At 39.4% G+C, this 20,004-nt stretch carries 20 protein-coding genes and 3 tRNA genes; 11 read left to right on the plus strand and 12 right to left on the minus strand.

Features of this window, described 5'->3' with window-relative positions; translation table 11 throughout:
- The first annotated feature begins 42 nt into the window (after nucleotides 1-42).
- Complete coding sequence (locus PR683_RS13100; protein ID WP_004908691.1) at nucleotides 43-612, plus strand: hypothetical protein; 570 nt, start codon at nucleotides 43-45, stop codon at nucleotides 610-612.
- A 103-nt stretch (nucleotides 613-715) separates the two neighbouring features.
- Here PR683_RS13100 and argA read toward each other — a convergent pair whose 3' ends face one another.
- Complete coding sequence (argA, locus tag PR683_RS13105) at nucleotides 716-2,059, minus strand: amino-acid N-acetyltransferase (RefSeq protein ID WP_109911792.1); 1,344 nt, start codon at nucleotides 2,057-2,059, stop codon at nucleotides 716-718.
- A 362-nt stretch (nucleotides 2,060-2,421) separates the two neighbouring features.
- Here argA and amiC point away from each other — a divergent pair, with 362 nt between their 5' ends.
- Nucleotides 2,422-3,672 carry an N-acetylmuramoyl-L-alanine amidase AmiC gene (amiC, locus tag PR683_RS13110; RefSeq protein WP_004257585.1) on the plus strand — a complete coding sequence of 417 codons (1,251 nt, stop codon included), beginning with the start codon at nucleotides 2,422-2,424 and terminating at the stop codon, nucleotides 3,670-3,672.
- A gap of 136 nt (nucleotides 3,673-3,808) precedes the next feature.
- On the opposite strand, the gene PR683_RS13115 is transcribed toward amiC, so the two are convergent.
- From PR683_RS13115 to PR683_RS13125, 3 genes are all read right to left on the minus strand, one after another.
- A tRNA-Met gene (locus PR683_RS13115) sits at nucleotides 3,809-3,885 on the minus strand.
- An 18-nt stretch (nucleotides 3,886-3,903) separates the two neighbouring features.
- Nucleotides 3,904-3,980: transfer RNA gene (locus PR683_RS13120), tRNA-Met, on the minus strand.
- 61 nt (nucleotides 3,981-4,041) lie between these two features.
- Nucleotides 4,042-4,118: transfer RNA gene (locus PR683_RS13125), tRNA-Met, on the minus strand.
- 232 nt (nucleotides 4,119-4,350) lie between these two features.
- Between PR683_RS13125 and mltA the strand changes: the two genes are divergently transcribed.
- Nucleotides 4,351-5,472, plus strand: a complete 1,122-nt coding sequence (gene mltA, locus PR683_RS13130; protein WP_272581814.1) for a murein transglycosylase A — start codon at nucleotides 4,351-4,353, stop codon at nucleotides 5,470-5,472.
- A gap of 30 nt (nucleotides 5,473-5,502) precedes the next feature.
- The gene (gene tcdA, locus PR683_RS13135; RefSeq protein ID WP_004908703.1) at nucleotides 5,503-6,318 is read left to right on the plus strand and encodes a tRNA cyclic N6-threonylcarbamoyladenosine(37) synthase TcdA; all 816 of its coding nucleotides are present in this window, start codon (nucleotides 5,503-5,505) and stop codon (nucleotides 6,316-6,318) included.
- Between the two features lie 41 nt (nucleotides 6,319-6,359).
- Here tcdA and csdE read toward each other — a convergent pair whose 3' ends face one another.
- Both csdE and csdA read right to left on the minus strand, forming a co-directional pair.
- Entirely contained in the window at nucleotides 6,360-6,818 is a 459-nt protein-coding gene (gene csdE, locus PR683_RS13140) for a cysteine desulfurase sulfur acceptor subunit CsdE (RefSeq protein WP_004908705.1), read from the minus strand.
- 18 nt (nucleotides 6,819-6,836) lie between these two features.
- Complete coding sequence (gene csdA, locus PR683_RS13145; RefSeq protein ID WP_196723987.1) at nucleotides 6,837-8,042, minus strand: cysteine desulfurase CsdA; 1,206 nt, start codon at nucleotides 8,040-8,042, stop codon at nucleotides 6,837-6,839.
- Between the two features lie 714 nt (nucleotides 8,043-8,756).
- Here csdA and PR683_RS13150 point away from each other — a divergent pair.
- From PR683_RS13150 to rlmM, 3 genes are read left to right on the plus strand one after another with little or no spacing between them, the layout of a single operon-like run.
- Complete coding sequence (locus tag PR683_RS13150) at nucleotides 8,757-9,698, plus strand: transcriptional regulator GcvA (RefSeq protein ID WP_004908711.1); 942 nt, start codon at nucleotides 8,757-8,759, stop codon at nucleotides 9,696-9,698.
- Between the two features lie 27 nt (nucleotides 9,699-9,725).
- Nucleotides 9,726-10,121, plus strand: coding sequence for a DUF423 domain-containing protein (locus PR683_RS13155; RefSeq protein ID WP_004908716.1), 396 nt, complete (start codon nucleotides 9,726-9,728; stop codon nucleotides 10,119-10,121).
- A complete protein-coding gene (rlmM, locus tag PR683_RS13160) occupies nucleotides 10,114-11,217 on the plus strand; it encodes a 23S rRNA (cytidine(2498)-2'-O)-methyltransferase RlmM (protein WP_004908722.1) in 1,104 nt (367 codons plus the stop codon). The genes PR683_RS13155 and rlmM overlap by 8 nt, the downstream gene beginning before the upstream one ends.
- A gap of 54 nt (nucleotides 11,218-11,271) precedes the next feature.
- Here the strand turns inward: rlmM and xni are convergent, their stop codons facing one another.
- The 3 genes from xni to queF all read right to left on the minus strand — a co-directional run bounded on the left by xni (nucleotide 11,272) and on the right by queF (nucleotide 14,344).
- Complete coding sequence (xni, locus tag PR683_RS13165; protein ID WP_109911795.1) at nucleotides 11,272-12,027, minus strand: flap endonuclease Xni; 756 nt, start codon at nucleotides 12,025-12,027, stop codon at nucleotides 11,272-11,274.
- 18 nt (nucleotides 12,028-12,045) lie between these two features.
- The gene (gene ppnN / locus PR683_RS13170) at nucleotides 12,046-13,413 is read right to left on the minus strand and encodes a nucleotide 5'-monophosphate nucleosidase PpnN (protein WP_123382299.1); all 1,368 of its coding nucleotides are present in this window, start codon (nucleotides 13,411-13,413) and stop codon (nucleotides 12,046-12,048) included.
- An 85-nt stretch (nucleotides 13,414-13,498) separates the two neighbouring features.
- On the minus strand, nucleotides 13,499-14,344 hold the full coding sequence (queF, locus tag PR683_RS13175; protein ID WP_123382300.1) for an NADPH-dependent 7-cyano-7-deazaguanine reductase QueF: 846 nt from the start codon (nucleotides 14,342-14,344) through the stop codon (nucleotides 13,499-13,501).
- A gap of 146 nt (nucleotides 14,345-14,490) precedes the next feature.
- Between queF and syd the strand changes: the two genes are divergently transcribed.
- Nucleotides 14,491-15,051 (plus strand): SecY-interacting protein, encoded by a 561-nt coding sequence (gene syd, locus PR683_RS13180; RefSeq protein WP_004908733.1) that lies wholly within the window; start codon nucleotides 14,491-14,493, stop codon nucleotides 15,049-15,051.
- A 463-nt stretch (nucleotides 15,052-15,514) separates the two neighbouring features.
- Here the strand turns inward: syd and PR683_RS13185 are convergent, their stop codons facing one another.
- Nucleotides 15,515-16,411 (minus strand): DUF535 family protein, encoded by an 897-nt coding sequence (locus PR683_RS13185; protein WP_117162519.1) that lies wholly within the window; start codon nucleotides 16,409-16,411, stop codon nucleotides 15,515-15,517.
- A gap of 255 nt (nucleotides 16,412-16,666) precedes the next feature.
- Between PR683_RS13185 and PR683_RS13190 the strand changes: the two genes are divergently transcribed.
- The 3 genes from PR683_RS13190 to PR683_RS13200 are packed head-to-tail and all read left to right on the plus strand — an operon-like array spanning nucleotide 16,667 to nucleotide 18,242.
- A complete protein-coding gene (locus PR683_RS13190) occupies nucleotides 16,667-17,002 on the plus strand; it encodes a YqcC family protein (protein WP_109911797.1) in 336 nt (111 codons plus the stop codon).
- A 7-nt stretch (nucleotides 17,003-17,009) separates the two neighbouring features.
- The gene (gene truC / locus PR683_RS13195; protein ID WP_004908740.1) at nucleotides 17,010-17,768 is read left to right on the plus strand and encodes a tRNA pseudouridine(65) synthase TruC; all 759 of its coding nucleotides are present in this window, start codon (nucleotides 17,010-17,012) and stop codon (nucleotides 17,766-17,768) included.
- A 21-nt stretch (nucleotides 17,769-17,789) separates the two neighbouring features.
- Nucleotides 17,790-18,242 (plus strand): flavodoxin, encoded by a 453-nt coding sequence (locus PR683_RS13200; RefSeq protein ID WP_004908745.1) that lies wholly within the window; start codon nucleotides 17,790-17,792, stop codon nucleotides 18,240-18,242.
- A gap of 83 nt (nucleotides 18,243-18,325) precedes the next feature.
- On the opposite strand, the gene PR683_RS13205 is transcribed toward PR683_RS13200, so the two are convergent.
- Both PR683_RS13205 and dapD read right to left on the minus strand, forming a co-directional pair.
- On the minus strand, nucleotides 18,326-18,706 hold the full coding sequence (locus PR683_RS13205) for a DUF3461 family protein (protein WP_004908747.1): 381 nt from the start codon (nucleotides 18,704-18,706) through the stop codon (nucleotides 18,326-18,328).
- 418 nt (nucleotides 18,707-19,124) lie between these two features.
- A complete protein-coding gene (gene dapD / locus PR683_RS13210; protein WP_004908750.1) occupies nucleotides 19,125-19,952 on the minus strand; it encodes a 2,3,4,5-tetrahydropyridine-2,6-dicarboxylate N-succinyltransferase in 828 nt (275 codons plus the stop codon).
- Between the last annotated feature and the right edge of the window lie 52 nt (nucleotides 19,953-20,004).

The following is a 20,004-nucleotide window of genomic DNA, read 5'->3' on the forward strand; positions in this document are numbered from 1 at the left end:
GTAAGTTACGTGAATATTTAACCCTAAAGTAAAGGTAATGAGATGGATAACCAGCAAGCAATGACGGCAATTACAGTAACATTAAATGCAAGGCTTGAACCGATTAGACGTGGCGATTTAGAAGACGCATTTAATGAAGTCATGAAAAGCATGGGTAAAAATATCCATGTCACAGGTGGTGGAACACTATTAGCTGATAATGGTGAAGCGCAGGAATGCGATATAGAAATAGCACTTGAAGAGGCCAGTGACGAAAATATCAGTTTAATTATTCAACTTTTTTCTTCAATGTTAGCTCCAAAAGGTTCTCGTTTATTTATTCATGGCGAAGATGTGCGAATTGATTTTGGCTCAGATGAAGGTATGGCTATTTATTTCAACGGGACAGAGCTCGCAGATGAGGTTTATGAAAATGGGGATATCAATGAGGTGTTCGATATCCTAGATGAAGCAGTGGAAGACATCGGGAGTATTCACGGAGTTTGGGATGGCCCGACAGAAACCGCATTTTATTTTTATGGTACTTCTTTCGCTGAGATGAAAGCTGCAATACAGCCACATATAGACTCCATTCTTTTGTGCGAGAAAGCCAGAGTTATTCAGATAGCTTAGTGGCTATTCCGTGGTTTTAAAGTCACAACCCAAACTATACATCCTTGTATAGTTTGGAGTTAAAGCAGGCGACTAAACAGTCATTATTTGACGATTCTAATGTTTATTTATCCGGTTGGTTTTTTAAATCTAAAATCAATATCTTAGAACGGCGCTGGTAGTTATATAAAGCCTGTTTTTTCATTGGTAACATCTCAATTTCCGCGGGGGTAAAACCACGCTCTTGAAACCAATGGATGCTACGAGTTGTCAGAACAAATAGTTTATCTAGGCCAAATTGTTTCGCCTGTACGGCAATACGGTGCAGAAGTTCTTCTCCTCTAGACGAACTGCGGTAATCAGGATGAACAGCGACACATGCCATTTCACCTAATTTTTCTTCTGGATAAGGGTAAAGCGCTGCACAAGCGATGACTAAGTTATCACGTTCAATAATGGTAAATTTATCAATTTCCATTTCTAACTGTTCACGTGAACGTCTAACTAAAATCCCTTGCTGCTCTAATGGGCGAATAAGCTCTAATATTCCACCAATATCATTAATGTTAGCACGGCGAATTTGTTCCGCACTTTCCATGACGATTTGTGTACCAATACCATCACGTGAGAACAATTCTTGAATTAAAGACCCATTTTCTTGATAGCTCAATAGATGGCTACGGCGGACGCCTCGGCGGCAAGCTTTTGCTGCTCCACGCAGGAAACGCACGGTTCCTGAATAGAAATCACCTTCAGATTCCAGCTCTTGAATGCGGTTTTCTGCTTCATTCGGAAATAATTCAGATAAAATATTGCCGTTTTTATCTGCAACACCTTGAGAGGAGCAAAAGCCAATCAGCTTTTCTGCTTTCATTTTAACTGCCAATTGGGTGGCAATTTCTTCAGAGGTCAAATTAAAACTTTCCCCTGTGACTGAGACAGCAACCGGCCCAATTAGAACGATAGAACCATTATCTAACTGATTATTAATAGCTTCTTCATTAATACGACGGATCCTTCCGCTGTGGCAATAATCAATGCCATCATCGACCCCGAGAGGCTGGGCAATAACGAAATTGCCACTAACCACATTAATATGCGCCCCTTGAAGTGGGGTATTTCCTAAGCTCATAGATAACCGAGCTGTAATATCTAATTGTAAAGCTCCAGAAGCTTGTTTTACATATTCAAGTGTATTCGCATCGGTTACGCGAGTATGTTTATGATAAACCGCCTCATATTGGTGCTCAGCTAAGATATCCTCGATTTGAGGTCTTGCGCCATAAACGACAATAATTCGGATGCCTAAACTATGCAATAACCCTATATCATTGACAATACTGGGAAAATTTTCATGCGCAATCGCTTCACCACCAAGCATAATAATAAATGTTTTGCCGCGGTGGGCGTTTATATAAGGGACCGAATGGCGAAACTCATCAACCAACTCGGTGCTGCGCTCTTTCATAACAACCCTCTTAATTGAATTTTTATTCGTTAATAATGTATTTTTATTCTTTTTGTTGGGAAATATCAAGTAAAAGATAGGATAAAAAAAGTAACATTTTTATTTTTTACATTTACATATCTCTAAACTTAACTGGATATACTCTACGAAATCTAAATTGCATAAAATTGACACAGAAAGTCACTCACAAATATTTTCTCTTAGTATGATTAAGTTATACTCATTACTGTAACTCTATAGATGCTTTGATATATTCTTAATGACAGAGTGCAAATGATTAGTTAGAGTGCGTGTTTCAAGTCTAATTATTAGCAATTATCCTAAAATCACTTTATTTCTCAGTTCTAGGTTCGGAATTATTGATGAGTCACCAAGATCACAACCCATCTAAGCGTCGTTTTATTCAAGGCGCAGCTGCAGTTATGTTACTGAGCATTAGCCCATTCGGTTTTTCTGCGAGTAGCAGTGTGGTGGCTGTGCGTATTTGGCCAGCATCGAGCTATACTCGAGTTACATTGGAATCTAGCACTCCATTGAAGTACCGTCAGTTTGTGCTTAATAACCCTGAACGTATTGTGGTCGACCTTGAAGGGGTGCAGTTAAATAATGTGTTGAAAGATATGGGAACTCAAATTCAAACACGTGATCCCTATCTAAAACTAGTTAGAGTTGGGCAATTTGATCCAAAAACGGTTCGCTTGGTGTTTGAGGTTAAAAATAAAGTCAGTCCTCAATTCTTTTCGATGGCACCTGTCGCGGAATTTAAACACCGCTTGGTTCTGGATTTTTATCCAGGCAAAGGTGTTGATACCAATGATGACCCACTATTGGCATTGCTTGAGGATTACAATAAAGGTGATCTTGAAGAAAGTATGCCTGCTCAAGCGAAGAAGCCTGGAAAGGCGGGAACGGATCGTCCAATTATTATTATGATCGACCCAGGACATGGTGGCGAAGACCCTGGTGCGATAGGTAAATATAAAACGCGTGAAAAAGATGTGGTTTTACAGATTGCCCGTCGCTTAAAAGCGTTGATAGATAAAGACCCTAAAATGCGCTCCTATATGACACGCAATGAAGATGTCTTTATTCCGTTAAAAGTCCGAGTAGCGAAAGCACGTAAAATGCAGGCAGATTTATTCGTTTCAATTCATGCAGATGCATTTACTAATCGTTCAGCCCGTGGTTCTTCTGTTTTTGCACTATCAACGAAAGGGGCTACTAGTAACACGGCTCGCTACCTTGCACAAACACAAAACGAAGCAGACTTAGTGGGGGGAGTGAGTAAAAGCGGTGATGTGTATCTTGACCATACGATGTTTGATCTCGTGCAAACCGCGACGATTAATGACAGTTTGAAATTTGGTGATGAAGTGTTAAAGCGGATGGGGAAGGTTAATAAATTGCATAAGAATAGAGTTGACCAAGCTGGATTCGCGGTACTGAAAGCACCAGAGATCCCATCTATTCTAGTCGAAACGGCTTTTATTAGTAATTTAGAAGAAGAACGGAAATTAAAAACAGCTAAATTCCAACAGCAAATGGCGGAATCCATTTTTGAAGGAGTAAAAGCTTACTTCCGTAATGGCGGTGCATTAGCAATTCGCAACTAATTGATTAAAATCAGATTAAGATAAAGAAAGGTGATAAGCGAGTGTGTGAATCGCCTTTTTTATTGATGATTAAAAATAGAAGATCTTATTGTGAAGTTATAAAAGGAATTGAATCAGAAATGATATTCGAAAGAATTGGTTGCGGGGGCTGGATTTGAACCAACGACCTTCGGGTTATGAGCCCGACGAGCTACCATGCTGCTCCACCCCGCGACTGAAGAGGTAAAAAATTGGTTGCGGGAGCTGGATTTGAACCAACGACCTTCGGGTTATGAGCCCGACGAGCTACCAAGCTGCTCCATCCCGCGACTGAATTTTTACGACTTTATACTGCAGATTTTTTGTTACTTTACTGATTTAATCAGTAATTGGTTGCGGGGGCTGGATTTGAACCAACGACCTTCGGGTTATGAGCCCGACGAGCTACCATGCTGCTCCACCCCGCGTCCGATGCGGGCACTATACTCGGGATGAGATCTGATGCAAGTTTTTTCGTGTTTTTTTTACAAAATTTAGCATTTACAGAACAAAATATGTTCTGTCTGGCTGTTTTTTACACTTTGATGAGTAGGGAAAGGAAAATAACCTCTCTAAATATATTTACACGTTTCATTCCCTAATTGGGTTTGCTATTGTGCGCTTCATATTGGATTGTTGGATTTATCTGGGTGGTAGAGCATGAATATAGGGCTAACAAAAATCGTCAATAAACATACAGTAAAAAAATGGTTAGTAACCAGCGTATTTCTTTCTTTATTGGCTGGATGCCAAACCTATCCAACGGATAAAGGCCAACAATATAAAGATGGTCGCTTAGTTCAGGATTTACAGAAAGTAAATCAGGTGAATGTAAATGGGCGACCTATAAATGCGCCAGATTTTAATCAACAGGTTAATGAAATTAAAAATGCATCACCGCGGTTGTTTAAAAATAATAACGACACCTACCATGCTATAGAGAATTGGTTGATGGCGGGAGGAAATCCGGCTCAATTGGCTAATTTCAATTTAACCGCTTTCCAAATGGAAGGCGCCGATAATTATGGAAACGTACAATTCACAGGGTATTACACGCCTGTGATTGAGGCCCGCCGTATGGCTCAAGGGGAGTTTCGTTATCCGTTGTACGGCATGCCACCAAAAGGAAAAACTCGTTTACCTAGTCGAGCAGCTATTTATAACGGTGCCCTGAGTGATAATTTAATTTTAGCTTATAGCAATTCACCGGTTGAAAATTTTATGATGGAAGTTCAAGGAAGTGGCTATGTTGATTTTGGGGATGGTAGCCCACTGAATTTCTTTGGTTATGCAGGTAAAAATGGTCACGCATACAAAAGTATTGGAAAAGTACTGGTGGATCGTGGCGAGGTTCCTCTGAGCCAAATGTCATTACAAGCTATTCATGATTGGACTAATCAGCATAGCGAGCAAGAAGTTCGCCAGCTTTTAGAAGAAAACCCGTCATTTGTATTTTTTAAACCACAATCATTTGTTCCTGTTAGAGGGGCAAGTGCTGTTCCTTTAATCGCTAAAGCATCCGTTGCATCAGATAAAACCCTTATTCCACCGGGTACAGCCTTGCTCGCAGAAATCCCTGTATTAGATAATAACGGGAAATTTACGGGGCAGTATGAAATGCGTATGATGATAGCCTTGGATGTCGGTGGGGCGATTAAAGGGCATCATTTTGATATTTACCACGGTATAGGCCATGAAGCTGGAAAAATGGCCGGTTTTTATAACCATTACGGGCGAGTTTGGGTGCTGAAAAAAAGCCAGCCGCTATTTGGTTCACTGTAGTTACAGGTTTAACTGAGGTTGTTCGTTATTATGCAAGCTAAGCTTTCTGATGCTTGGATGCAGCGTTTTGCTGGGATCGGGCGTTTATATGGGCAACATGCTCTTCATCTTTTTGCACGTTCCCACATTTGTGTCATTGGTATTGGTGGGGTAGGTGTGTGGGCCGCTGAGGCACTTGCTCGTTCAGGTATTGGGCATATCACATTGATTGATATGGATGATATCTGTGTGACTAATACTAATCGGCAATTACATGCCATCAAATCGACCGTTGGGCAGCCAAAAGTTGATGTGATGAAAAATCGTATTTTAGAAATTAACCCCGAATGTGTAGTGAATGTTATTGATGATTTTATTACGGTTGATAATGTCGCTCATTACCTTGATGCGGGGTTTGATTATGTTATTGATGCGATTGATAGTGTAAGGCCTAAAGCTGCGCTGTTAGCGTATTGTAGGCGCTTTAAAATACCCGTTATCACCACAGGCGGTGCTGGTGGGCAAATCGACCCAACAAAAATTCAAGTAGTGGACTTGGCTAAAACAGTTCAAGACCCGTTAGCGGCTAAGTTGCGAGAACGCTTAAAATCCGATTTTAACGTCGTTAAAAATGGAAAAGGAAAGCTTGGGATTGATTGTGTTTTTTCTACCGAACAGCTTGTTTATCCACAAAGCGACGGTACTGTGTGTGCGGCAAAAAGCACTGCGGATGGTTCAAAGCGAATGGACTGCGCTTCAGGCTTTGGTGCGGTTACTATGGTTACGGCTAGTTTTGGGTTTATTGCTGTTTCACATGCACTTAAAAAGATGATAGCAAAATCACAACGGGAAATGGAAAAACAGTAAAGTGAATGAGGCTATTGCTATAGATAGCCTCATCCAATGAATTATGCAGGCGTCATTTCATTAGCAATATTTTGAATTGCAGTAATGAGTGACTGAATACCATTTTGGCGCGATTCACTGAGCTGCCCAGGTAAGCCGGTTTGAGTTAGTAAGTGATTAAAATCAATTTCCATAATCTCTTTCGCTGTTTTTTGTTCAACTGCAGCTAACAAAATGGCAAATAATCCTTTCACTACTCGGCCTTCACTATCCCCATAAAAATGAAATGTTTCATCATCATTCAGTAGTGCGCCAATCCAAACACGGTTTTCACAGCCTTTAACTTCTTGAGTTTGCAGCTTTTCATCATCAGACAATGCTGGCAACTTTCTCGCCAATTGAATTAATAAACGATATTTATCTTCCCATGCTTTATGTGTGGAAAACTGTTCAACTATTTCTTGAATTTTTATCTCTGTACCGAATGGGTGCGGAGCAAGTTCATGGTTAGTCGAAGTCATTAGGCTTCCTTTATTGATTTATTCATTGAGTATAGAAAGTGAAACAGTAACTGCATCGATAAATTTATCGACATCTTGCTGGTTATTGTAAGGCATCATTGAGATGCGCAAGCAGCCACTTATATTTAATGCATCCATTAATGGTTGGGTGCAATGTTGACCATAGCGTAATGCAATATTTTGCTCGGTCAAGAGGGCTCCCAGATCACTATGGTGAACATCTTTGAAGTTAAATGATAGCAAAGGAGAATGAGGTACACTATAGCTAATAAAGCCGGGTAGCGCCGACAGTTTTTTAGCTGCATATTCGATTAATGAGCAAGTATATGTTTCTGCTAGTGTTAAATTTATTTCTTCCAGCCACTCTAAAGTAGCCGAAAAGGCAATTACCCCTGCAATATTCGGTGTTCCTGCTTCGAATCGTTGGGGAATAGGGGCAAGAGTGAAATTATCAAATGTGACGTGAGTCAACATTTTTCCTCCACCATGCCAAGGAGTCATTTGCTCTAAAAGTTCTGTTTTGGCGTAGCAAACCCCAAGCCCAGTCGGCCCATATAACTTATGTGCTGAAAATACATAGAAATCGATATTTAGCTCACTGACATTTATAGGGCTATGAACGACACCTTGTGCTCCATCAACAACGACTAGCGCCCCTACTTGGTGAGCAAGTTGAGTCACCATCTGTATATCTGGCTGATAGCCAGTTACATTAGACATTTGTGTGATAGCGATGACTTTCGTTTTTTCCGATAATTTAGATTTGAGAACATCAAGGTTCAACGTCAGATTTTTTTCAACCGGCCATTTTATAATTTTGGCGCCAGTTTGCTGTGAAAGCATAATCCAAGGTAATAAATTTGAATGATGTTCTATTTCGCTGACAATAATTTCATCGTTAGGCTGTAATCTTGAGCGAAAATAACCTTGTGTAATTAAATTAATTGATTCTGTTGTCCCGCGAGTCCAAATAATATTTTTTTCACTTGAAGCATGAATATATTTCGCCGCACGAATTCGACCTAGTTCATAGTTACGGGTTAATTTTAATGATTCAGGTGATTGCCCGCGATATACCGAACTGCCTGACAAGCGATAATAGTCATTTGATGCATTGATCATGGCAATGGGCTTTAATGCTGTAGCTGCACTATCAAAAAATAGTGTTGGTGAGTCTATCGCTGGAAAAGCGAGACGAAATGTGGCGGCGCTGAAATGATCCATGAGTATTTTCTTTTTAGTCAAAATTTCAATGTGATTTGATATTACTGAGTGCTGTATTAATGGATTGTACATTTATTAGTACATTTATGGTTATAGTACATTTATGGTTATTTCTGATTAATTTAAACGCATCATTTTTTAATCTAATCATTGAAATATTTTGTTACGTTTGGTATTAATTGTTAGCATTATTCTCGATGTGGTTTCAAGATGATTCAGTGTTTTGCATTACAATACAATGCCTTTAACTTATAAAGTTATTTTTTTCAGCACTTAGTAAATAATTTTCAAGATTTATCTTAAATATCTTACTGATAGTTTTTTCGGTACACTAGTAATTATCTATAGATATCTGTATTTGTTAAGTTAAATTGTTTAAGTAAATACCATTAAAATATTAAAAAAAGAGTAAAAAAAAGCACCGCGCGTTGGCGGTGCACTATATAAAATCACTATGGACAGACAGGGTAAATGTACAGGAAGTGAAAAAACAGTAGCTAAAGCTACAAAGGTCTGGTTCAACCAGACAACTTGCAAACACAACATCACAACCACAAAGCCAAAAGTTTCAAAGTAACTAAACTCTGTAACTTTTCGTTCCGGCTTAGGAAGTGTGCATACTATAGGTATTTACTAGCGTATCCTCAAGGGACAAATTATAATGCTTCGGATGAAAAAAACTAATGCATAACAAGATGCCAAGTAGAAGTGATTATGTCTAAAAGATTACCGCCCCTAAATGCTCTGAGAGTCTTTGATGCTGCAGCTCGTCATTTAAGTTTTACTAAGGCAGCAGAAGAATTATTTGTAACTCAAGCGGCCGTTAGCCACCAAATGAAAAGTTTGGAGGATTTCCTTGGGTTGAAATTGTTTCGCCGACGCAATCGTTCATTGCTATTGACAGAAGAAGGTCAAAGCTATTATCTTGATATTAAAGAGATTTTCTCTTCTTTGAACGAGGCGACACGTAAATTACAAGCTAGAAGTGCAAAAGGGGCATTAACGGTGAGTTTATCCCCAAGTTTTGCGATTCAGTGGCTGGTACCAAGGCTTTCTGGTTTTAATCAAGCCTATCCCGGAATTGATGTGCGGATCCAAGCTGTAGATAGAGAAGAAGATAAATTGGCAGATGACGTTGATGTCGCTATTTTCTACGGTAAAGGTAATTGGCCTGGGCTAAGAACAGACAGGCTTTATGCTGAATATTTAATGCCAGTATGTTCACCATCTTTATTAACAGGGGATCGCCAACTAAAAAATCCTGAGGATTTAGCAAAACATACGTTACTTCACGATTCTTCACGAAGGGACTGGCAAGCATATGTTAAGCAACTAGAGTTACAAAATGTAGTTAATGTACAGCAAGGTCCTATTTTTAGTCATAGCGCTATGGTTATTCAAGCCGCGGTTCATGGCCAAGGAATTGCACTAACGAATAATGTGATGGCTAAAAATGAAATTGATGCAGGGCGCTTAGTTTGTCCCTTTAGTGAGGTATTAGTTAGTAAAAATGCATTCTACTTAGTTTGCCAAGAAAATCAGGCTGATTTAGGCAAAATAGCTGCATTTCGCCAATGGATTCTTGGGCAGGCTGCAAGTGAACAAGAGAAATTAGGCTTTATTACGGGTGACCAAGATGTGGCGCTTATTCAGTAATCAAGTATTTAAATAAAAGGTGTTACTGTGAATAGTCGTTTGATGTTAATTTTCGCTGGAATTAGTGGTTTCTTTACTGTTGCTTTTGGGGCTATTGGTTCACACGCGTTATCGTCAATTATGAGTGTCCACCAAATGGACTGGATTGAAATCGGGCTACGTTATCAAATGTTGCATACTGTTGCATTGATGGTGCTCGGGGCAATTCTATTACGTAAAATTATTCTGTGGTTCTACTGGTCAGGTGTGTTTTTCTCTGTTGGGATACTTCTTTTTAGCGGTAGCCTTTATTGTATGGCACTATTGCAGGTAAAATACTTTTCTTATTTTACGCCAATAGGTGGTGTATGTTTCCTAATTGGTTGGCTGTTAGTGGTTATTGGCGCTATGCGTCTAAGGAAATCGGCGTCACGCAATGAGTAATAAAATTGCACTATATTGCCGTCCAGGCTTTGAAAAAGAATGTGCAGCAGAGATTACAGATAAAGCTGGGCAAAAAGAAATTTATGGTTTTGCCCGCGTAAAAGAAAATAGTGGTTATGTTATTTTTGAGTGCTACCAAGCAGAAGATGCGGATACACTCGCACGAACGTTACCTTTTCGAGAATTAATTTTTGCTCGTCAAATGATTGTAATAGGGGACTTACTTAAGGATTTACCGCCTGAAGACCGTATTACCCCGATTGTAAATGCATTGAGTCAGCAAGTTGTGCGGGCAGGAGATCTCCGTGTTGAAGTTGCTGATACCAACGAATCGAAAGAATTGCTAAAGTTTTGCCGCAAGTTTACGGTACCTTTGCGTAATGCATTACGTAAAGAAAAAATCTTATTACCACTTGAAAATTTTAAGCGACCAGTTATTCATGTATTCTTTATTGCTCCAGGTTGCTGCTATACCGGGTATTCATATACTAATAATAGTTCGAATTTCTATATGGGGATCCCAAGGTTAAAATTCCCATCAGATGCCCCGAGCCGTTCAACCTTAAAACTTGAGGAAGCTTTCCATGTCTTTATTCCTTATGAAGAATGGGAGGAGCGTCTAGCAAGTGGAATGAAAGCTGTAGATCTTGGAGCATGTCCAGGGGGATGGACTTATCAATTGGTGAAACGCAGTATGATGGTCGATGCTGTAGATAATGGTCCTATGGCGGAAAGCCTTATGGATACAGGGCAAGTTAAGCATCACCGTGAAGATGGTTTTAAATTTAAGCCTACTTCCCATAACATCACTTGGTTAGTCTGTGATATGGTCGAAAAACCAGCTAAAGTTGCTGCATTAATGACGGATTGGCTTGCTCAAGGTTGGTGCCGAGAGGCCATTTTTAACTTAAAATTGCCGATGAAAAAGCGCTATGAAGAAGTCTCACATATCTTAGAAAAGATGAAAATACAGCTTAAAGAACAAGGCGTTAATGTGTTGATTCAAGCGAAGCAGCTTTATCATGACCGAGAAGAAGTGACTGTACATGTGATGAGGGTATGGTCGGCGAATCCGATGGCACGTGAGTATTATTAATTCATAAATTCAGTCAATAAAAAGGCCACTAATGAAGTGGCCTTTTTATTTCTACTAGTTGGTTGTATAACGCAGCTGATTTAAATTTCCTTGGAGCACAATATCGGTTCTTAACGTCGCAATATCTCGGCAAATCAATGCAATCTCCTGCTGATTGATTAGCTTTTTCTGCCATTTCTCTTCAATTTTATCTAAATTGGCAAATATATTTTCAATTGAGTGGTATTGCTGCAAGAGTATTGTCGCACTTTTGGGGCCAATGCCCGCGACACCAGGAACTTTACTACTACTGATCCCAGCAAGTCCCCAATAATCAGGGAGCTGCTCAGGAGAAACGCCAAATTCCTTTTCAATAAAAGGGATATCAAGCCAGCGCTTTTGAAAATAATCGCGAATTCTTAAGTTAGGGGCAAGTAGCTGGCAGTAACCTTTATCTGTGGATACGATGGTGACAGTGTGCCCCGAACCTGCAATACGTGTTGCTAAGGTAGCGGCTAAATCATCGGCTTCATCTCCTTCAGACTGCCAACAGTGAATCCCTTTTTCTTTAAATAAGGCTATTAATACGGGGAGCTCAGTATGCAAATCTTCAGGCATAGGTTGCCGACCTGCTTTGTAATCGGGCAGTTTTTCATGACGCCAGCTTTGATGACGCCCTTCTTCATCGAACACCGCAACAACGTGTGTGGCATTAGTGTGGGCTATCAACTGCGATATTGCAGATAAACAAGTTTCTCCACACGGGCTTCCTTGCACCGCGTGGATACGGCGTATTAAGTTTAATGCATCAATAATTAATAAGTGGATCATAAATACGCCATCATTTACTTATTTCACGATTTCATAGCAAGGTTCATATGCCGTACCACCCGGTAATTTCATACGATGTTGCTCAACGAAGCCTTGTAATAGCACATCCATACGCTTCATTAGCTCACTATCGCCGTGAATTTTGAATGGTCCATGCTTTTCTATGGCTTTCATACCAAATTCTTTCACGTTACCAGCCACAATACCGGAGAAAGCACGGCGTAAATCTGAAGCCAATTTTTCAGGGGCTTGCCCTGGATGGAGGTTCAGTGATGCCATATTTTCATGCGTTGGTTCGAATGGATGCTGTAAATCGTGAGCAATTTTAATGGACCAGTTAAAGCTATAGGCATCGCCGGTGCTACGGCGATTTTCTTTAACTTGTGGCATGCTACGTTTCATTACACGAGCGACTTCTGGTGCATCGTCAATAATAATTTGGTAATGCTTACTGGCTTCATCACCTAAAGTGTGACGAATAAAATCGTCTAACACTTCAAAGTATTCTGCACTTTCTTTTGGACCCGTTAAAATCAATGGTAGAACTTGTTCACTGTTGGCTGGGTCCATCAAGATACCAAGTAAATAAAGCAACTCTTCAGCGGTACCAACACCACCAGGGAAGATAATAATCCCATGACCTAATCGAACGAATGCCTCTAAACGTTTTTCGATATCAGGCATAATGATGAGCTCGTTCACTAATGGGTTTGGTGGCTCAGCAGCGATAATTGAAGGTTCAGTTAAACCGATAAAACGGCTATTTTTGTATTGTTGTTGGGCATGGCCAACAGCGGCACCTTTCATTGGTGCTTCCATCGCTCCCGGGCCACAACCAGTACAGATATTGAGTTCACGCAAGCCAAGCTCGTTACCGACCTTACGGCCATATTGGTATTCAATTTCATTAATTGAGTGGCCCCCCCAGCAAACAATCATACTTGGGTCTTCATCAATATGTAGTGCGCGAGCATTACGTAATATAGAGAAAATCATATTGGTGATATGCGTGCCGTTTTCGAGGTCTAGATTAAATTGTTCTTTGGCATGCGTAATCTGCGCATGAACAAATAAAATGTCACGTAAGACGGCAAACAGGTTTGCTTGTAAGGTGCGGATGATTTTACCATCAACAAAGGCTTTTTCTGGGGGCTCGATAAGTTCAAGCTTAACGCCACGTTCACGACGTAATACATTGATATCAAAATTTTTACTTTTTTCTAATAGCTCTTTGCTGCTATCAGTTAAGCTGCCTGAATGCAAAACGGCTAAAGAGCAATTCCTAAATAATTGGTACAAATCGCTACTGGCCGTGCGTTTTAGCATATCAACTTCAAGTTGAGAGAGTAGATCCATAGATCCTAATGGACTGATATGAGTAATCAAGTAGTACTCCTTTACCCCATGGGTTCTTGATATGTGAATTGTACTGCAAATGTATTAATTACATTTACTTTTCAAGCATATATATTTATTGCCGTGATAAGCGACCTAATTCAGGCGTAAATTCTTCATTACTACGCCATGGGTTTATGTCAAGCCCTCCACGGCGAGTATAGCGTGCGTAAACACTTAATTTTTCAGGTTTACATAATTGCATAATATCAGTGAAAATGCGTTCAACGCATTGTTCGTGAAACTCATTATGATGGCGAAATGAGACCAAGTAACGTAATAAGGCTTCGCGATTAATTTTTGGTCCACGATAGTGGATCTGCACAGAGCCCCAGTCAGGTTGATTGGTAATTAAACAATTTGATTTTAATAAATGGCTCACTAACGTTTCGTCAACAACTTGTTGTTGGGTACAATTCGCCAAATAGTCACGATTAAACTCATAATTATCAATGTCAATTTCTTGCTCATCAATACATGTGCCAAGTAATGGCTGGATAGGTTGATGAGAAAAGTGCTCTAATTTATGGAGTGTAACGCTTACTTGCCCATTAGCACAGCGGCTTAAATCATTTTGCAAAGCGCTTCGCACATTTTCCCAAGTTTCAAAACGCGTTTGGTTAAAACTGTTTAGATAAAGCTTAAAACTTTTAGACTCAATTAAATTTTCGCTATTTGCATCAACACTAATCGAGCCTATCGCTACTTGGGGAACACCACGCTGATTTAGCCATGAAAGCTCGTACATTGTCCAAATGTCAGCACCGTGAAATGGAAGCGACTTAGCGTGAATGGCTAAAGGATCACGATTTAAGCTACGAGGGACAGCTTGTAATAATGTGGCATCATACTGGTCATGATAAGCCGTTTTTTTCCCAAGAGTTAAATTATTAAGTGCGGGATTATTCTGATAGTGTGACATAGGAGTCCTTATACTTCATAAACTAAAAATGAGGCTAACAGGTAAAAATTGGGATATTTTCTTCGTCTGTGAACTTCTGTCATAATACCATTTATCGGCAACATTGACGCCTTTCTCTTTAAATTGACTACAAAAAATAGATAATTATGAATACATCACATTCTGCCGCACTACATAATTTTACTCAAAAATATGTTTCACAATGGCATCAACAAACGGGGTTACCTCCTGCCTCAACAGATTTATATGGCATTCCATCTCCCTGTATTGTCCGTACAGGTGAAAATTGGGTTTACTGGGAGCCTCAAGCATTTCCAATAAAGGATGCGAACTTGGATAAAGTCGCGACAGCATTGGAGATTAATTTACAAAGTGATATCCATACTTTTTATACGACACAGCTTGCTGGCGATATGAAAGCCACATTTCGTGATATTACGCTGAGTTTAGTGCAGGTTTGGAATGAAGATGACTTCATCCGTTTGCAAGAGAATTTAATTGGTCATTTAGTCACTCAAAAGCGTTTAAAACTATCCCCCACGCTGTTCATTGCGACTTTAGAGTCTGAGATTGAAATGATATCAATGTGTAATCTCACGGGGGAAATTATATTAGAAAAATTTGGTAGTCAGGACCGGCGTGTACTTTCTTCGAATTTAACAAGTTTTCTGGATGAACTAGGGGTTGTCGTTGAACCTCAGGGGTAAGTATTTTTAAGTGGGTTTGTGTAAGTAAATGCCTACAATTGAACTAAGTAATTTCTTAAAAAATGATCTTTATATTGTAATGATAATTATTTAACTTTTAATTTCATGGCGTTACTATCTGGTATGCGATTTTTGCGTGTTTTACTGTGTTATTGTTTATTTTGCTAGGTTGTTTCATTAATAGATTTAATGCATTCTTATCTCGCTGGACAGGGTAAACTCGTTTAGCTTTTTATACCTTCTTGTGAGGTATAAAAATTGTTTAAAACAAAGCGATGGAACGCGACTAGATGACGAATCTATGAATTTGTTTTAATCAACAGGATGTTGAATGACGGGAAGTCATTTTGCAGGATGCGTAAATTTTAAAGTATGGGCCAGTCAGCTTAGGTTGACTGGCTTTTTTAGTTATGAATCACTCGTAGCTAAGTGGTGTTAAAGTGCTAAAGATAATTTATTAAAATTAATACTCTAAGCTAATTGAATTCTTGGTTAACGAGGTAATAATCTCTTGAGTCATGGCATCGCGTAGTGCTTCCCGGCGGCGAAATTCAGCACGACGCTGGCTTTTCACTGACTCAATATCTCGTACAGGCTCTTGAGTGGGTAATTGGAACCAACCATCAGGTGTTTTCGTTGCACTACATTCTTGCCAAAACGTATCGTAGCTTGATTTCAAATGTTGGCTCTTAATATGGCACTGGTTTGAAATTCCTAATATTGATTTTACCTGAAAGAAGCTTGCTACGGCATAAATGGCTGACATTAATAAGTTTTTTGGTCTCATACCGTGCATCTGTTTAGTAATCAATCTAACTTGGTCGACACTTTGTTCAGTGGAAGGGCCTTGCAAAGAGCATACGTATAGTTGACCTTCAGGGCCAAAGGAAAAGCTCATTAAATAAATATCGTCGCCCGTTTCATTTTTCAAGTGTAAAGTGAGATCGCCTTCCCGAGGGTATTGAGAATAAATCAAAGTTAATTGAGCGAACTCGCCTGATTTTAATTCAATATTTGCGACGATAAGCCCTTTTCGCTTAGCAGAAAACATCGCTTCAATAGCTTCAGGTTTAAATGTCTTTTCAATTAAGTTGAGAGTGTAGCTGGCGGTTAATAGCTTTTGCTTTCCGCTCCAGCTTTTATGTAGATACTTATTTATAGGGCGTTCGATAAAATGAGGAACGCTTTCAATAACTGAAGAAAATTGCGCACTACGGTAGTTTTGGCACATAACTTGATAATGCTGATATTGTGACGAAGGTAGCTTTGAAATACGTATTTTTCTTTTTAATTCAATATAGTTAGAATTTAAAGCTTTCCAGACTTTATTTTCTTTACGCCACTGTTTTAGTCGTCCCATAGATAAACCATTTTGTTGTTAATTATTCTGTAAGTACTAAATTGATAAAACATTTAATCTTACATGTGCTATCTGCAACAAAATATAAACGAATCTTATTAAATGAGTTGTTCGATTAATAGCTACGATAATAATTATTATCGATATGCAAAATAAATAAACTTGTATTTGTTAAGGCTTAACCCCATGTATCCGACAGAATTATGATAGAAAATACCGTATATTTGCTGCAGCCATCACTAAATGAGTTTAAGTATGAATATTGAACAACGTATTATTGAGAAACTTCGTCACTTAGAAGAGGAAATGAAATTAAAATCCCTTTGGAATGAACAGCCACCTTCACCTGAAGCTTTTAACAGCATAGAGCCTTTTTGTATTGATACGATGGAGGCTATAGAGTGGCTGCAGTGGATTTTGATACCTCGTCTTCAAATGTTAATTGAACAAGGGGCAGTACTGCCAACTAATTTTGCCGTCGCGCCTTATTTTGAAGAAGCTTATAAGCATGATGAAGAAGAACAATACACGCTAATTATTAATTATTTGCGTGAATTAGATGGTTTTTTCTCAACGAAGACCAACGGGTAATTTATTGATGTTGGAAATTATTTATCACGACGAATATCTGGTGGCGGTGAATAAGCCTGCGGGTATGTTAGTGCACCGCAGCTGGTTGGACAGTAAAGAAACCGTATTTGTTATGCAAACATTACGTGACCAAATTGGCCAGTATGTTTATCCCATTCATCGCCTCGATAGGCCTACCTCAGGTATATTACTTTTTGCATTATCGAGCGAGGTTGCAAGGCTGTTATCGGCTCAATTTGAAAACCATCAGTTAGAAAAAGTGTATCACGCTGTTGTTCGTGGTTATTTAACCGAAGAGCAAACCATCGATTATCCGCTATTAGAAGAATTAGATAAAATTGCAGATAAACATGCGTCACGTGAACCTGTTCTACAGGAATGCGTTACCCACTGTAAACCGATAGCAACAGTTGAGTGCGCGATTGCGATTGGGCGATATGAAACATCAAGATTTAGTTTAGTTGAGTTAAAACCTGAAACTGGTCGTAAACATCAATTGAGAAGGCATATGTCTCACCTTCGTCACCCTATTATTGGTGATAGCAAGCATGGAGACTTACGGCAGAATAGAGGAGTGAATACACATTTTTCAGTGTCTCGCTTGATGTTACATGCCAGCTTATTAAATTTAAATCACCCAATAACAAAAGAAAATATATCGTTAGTTGCCACGTGGGATACACAATGGTTGTCATTAATTGAGCAATTTGGATGGTCAGATAAAGTTGCAAAATTAGGGATAAACGTCATTAACTCATCAAGTTAACTATGAAATAGAGGGAATGTTATGTCAAAAATAGGCATTTTTGTTGGAACTGTCTATGGGAACTCTTTAGCTGTTGCGGAAACGGCACAAGAAATTTTAGAGCAGCAAGGGCATGAAGTGGTTGTTTTTGATGAGCCCACCTTGAATGATTGGCAACTTTATAATTCAGGCAATGAAATTGCACTTATTGTTACCTCGTCGACAGGGCAAGGGGATTTGCCTGATACAATCGCCCCGTTATATAGCGAAATCAAAGATGTTGTCGGTTATCAACCGGATTTGCGTTATGGCCTAATTGCTTTAGGCGATAGCAGTTATGAAAGTTTTTGTGGCGCTGGTATTCGTTTTGATGAGTTGTTAGCTGAGCAATCAGCAACCCGTATTGGTGATATTTTATTTATTGATGCGATTGAAGTCGATGTTCCCGAGGAGTTTGCTAAGCCTTGGGTTGAAGCATGGGCTGAGTTACTTTAAATGTCTGCGCCGTAGTATTACCAGTATTAATGATAAATATCGGCAGTACTACGGCGCAGTAAATCAATCGTTTCGCCTGTAAATTATTTACGGGTCAATTTTTCTAGATCCGCTTCAATTTCCGCGATCTTGTTTGAAACCACATGTTCAAGATGACGTAAATCATCAAGAATTTTGTGTTTTAAATCAATATCAGTTTGATCTGTTTGGCAAATTTGGTCTAGTTCTTCGATGGCATAACGCAGGTTAGTGTTAATTTCATTAATTTCTTTGAAATTATTATTACCATCCGCAATGGTTTTACGCTGGCGTGGATATTTGAATTTTACGCTTTTAGCGAAAAACTCCCCTTTATCTTTGCGAAAATAAATTTTTAAAATGTCATTATTCGCTTCTTGGCGTAAGGTGTAGCGGTCGATGTCTTGAGGGTTACTGATGCCTAAACTTTTCAAATTATCGTACATGTTAGCTCGCTTTACTGTAGAGACAGAGTCGGTGAACAAAGTGATAGTGTGAGCAGGCCGTAACAATATCGGTCTATTTCTCGTTAAGAAGTTATCTATTCTACCCATCTGGGTGATAGATTGAATGATGTTATTACGCAAACAGCATCATTATAATGAAAAATAAAATAATACAGTTTTATTAGAGGTAAACGGCAAAAGCTACGGACATATTATGCGCGATTTCTAGAAATTGACAAACTTCTCTTTGCAATTAATGCGCTAATATTAAAAGGTAACGCTGATATGGCCACCCGAGTTGCATACGAGTGTATGCGATTCGGGATAGCTTCGATTTTTAACCTAATTACAATGGCTCATGACAAAAACTTATTATAAAAACCAGTAACAGGTTTGGTATGAGATTCTAGGTGATTAATTACTCATCAATCGTTCTTAATAATTCATTAATACCGACTTTGCCGCGAGTTTTCTCATCGACTTTTTTAACAATGACTGCGCAATATAGGCTATAGCGACCATCTTTTGATGGTAAATTTCCCGATACAACCACGGAACCAGCAGGGACTCGGCCGTAATGAATTTCACCTGTTTCACGGTCATAGATTTTGGTGCTTTGTCCCAGATAAACCCCCATTGAAATAACGGAGCCTTCTTCAACAATCACCCCTTCGACCACTTCGGAACGAGCACCAATAAAGCAGTTGTCTTCAATAATCGTTGGGTTGGCTTGTAGTGGCTCTAAGACACCGCCAATACCCACGCCACCAGATAAATGCACGTTTTTACCAATCTGCGCACATGAGCCCACGGTTGCCCATGTATCCACCATGGTGCCTTCATCAACGTAGGCACCAATATTGACATAAGATGGCATTAATACGCTATTTTTAGCGATATAAGCGCCTTTACGTACAGCCGCTGGAGGAACAACTCGGAAGCCTTCTTTCTCGAAGCGAGCTTGGTCATAATCTGCAAATTTCATCGGCACTTTATCGAAATAACGGCTTTCTGCACCGTCAATCACTTGGTTATCTTGAATGCGAAAGGATAACAAAACCGCTTTTTTCAGCCATTGATGGGTAACCCAAACACCGGCAATTTTTTCAGCTACACGCAATTTGCCGCTATCGAGTAATGCAATGGTATCTAGCACGGCTTGTTTTACCGAACTTGATACAGTATTTGGTGTGATACTGGCTCGCTCTTCGAACGCTTGTTCAATGATCGCTTGTAAATGCTGCATTGATTGTATTTTCCTCTTGAATGACATAAAAGTGAACGTTCACCATGAAAAT

The sequence above is a fragment of the Providencia sp. PROV269 genome, assembly GCF_028477785.1.
GTDB lineage: Bacteria > Pseudomonadota > Gammaproteobacteria > Enterobacterales > Enterobacteriaceae > Providencia > Providencia rettgeri.

Excerpts from the sequence above, each read along its gene's own strand:
- PR683_RS13100 (WP_004908691.1), top strand. The coding sequence starts at position 43 with ATGGATAACCAGCAAGCAATGACGGCAATTACAGTAACATTAAATGCA.
- argA (WP_109911792.1), bottom strand. The coding sequence starts at position 2,059 with ATGAAAGAGCGCAGCACCGAGTTGGTTGATGAGTTTCGCCATTCGGTC.
- amiC (WP_004257585.1), top strand. The coding sequence starts at position 2,422 with ATGAGTCACCAAGATCACAACCCATCTAAGCGTCGTTTTATTCAAGGC.
- mltA (WP_272581814.1), top strand. The coding sequence starts at position 4,351 with ATGAATATAGGGCTAACAAAAATCGTCAATAAACATACAGTAAAAAAA.
- tcdA (WP_004908703.1), top strand. The coding sequence starts at position 5,503 with ATGCAAGCTAAGCTTTCTGATGCTTGGATGCAGCGTTTTGCTGGGATC.
- csdE (WP_004908705.1), bottom strand. The coding sequence starts at position 6,818 with ATGACTTCGACTAACCATGAACTTGCTCCGCACCCATTCGGTACAGAG.
- csdA (WP_196723987.1), bottom strand. The coding sequence starts at position 8,042 with ATGGATCATTTCAGCGCCGCCACATTTCGTCTCGCTTTTCCAGCGATA.
- PR683_RS13150 (WP_004908711.1), top strand. The coding sequence starts at position 8,757 with ATGTCTAAAAGATTACCGCCCCTAAATGCTCTGAGAGTCTTTGATGCT.
- rlmM (WP_004908722.1), top strand. The coding sequence starts at position 10,114 with ATGAGTAATAAAATTGCACTATATTGCCGTCCAGGCTTTGAAAAAGAA.
- xni (WP_109911795.1), bottom strand. The coding sequence starts at position 12,027 with ATGATCCACTTATTAATTATTGATGCATTAAACTTAATACGCCGTATC.
- queF (WP_123382300.1), bottom strand. The coding sequence starts at position 14,344 with ATGTCACACTATCAGAATAATCCCGCACTTAATAATTTAACTCTTGGG.
- syd (WP_004908733.1), top strand. The coding sequence starts at position 14,491 with ATGAATACATCACATTCTGCCGCACTACATAATTTTACTCAAAAATAT.
- PR683_RS13185 (WP_117162519.1), bottom strand. The coding sequence starts at position 16,411 with ATGGGACGACTAAAACAGTGGCGTAAAGAAAATAAAGTCTGGAAAGCT.
- PR683_RS13190 (WP_109911797.1), top strand. The coding sequence starts at position 16,667 with ATGAATATTGAACAACGTATTATTGAGAAACTTCGTCACTTAGAAGAG.
- truC (WP_004908740.1), top strand. The coding sequence starts at position 17,010 with ATGTTGGAAATTATTTATCACGACGAATATCTGGTGGCGGTGAATAAG.
- PR683_RS13200 (WP_004908745.1), top strand. The coding sequence starts at position 17,790 with ATGTCAAAAATAGGCATTTTTGTTGGAACTGTCTATGGGAACTCTTTA.
- PR683_RS13205 (WP_004908747.1), bottom strand. The coding sequence starts at position 18,706 with ATGTACGATAATTTGAAAAGTTTAGGCATCAGTAACCCTCAAGACATC.
- dapD (WP_004908750.1), bottom strand. The coding sequence starts at position 19,952 with ATGCAGCATTTACAAGCGATCATTGAACAAGCGTTCGAAGAGCGAGCC.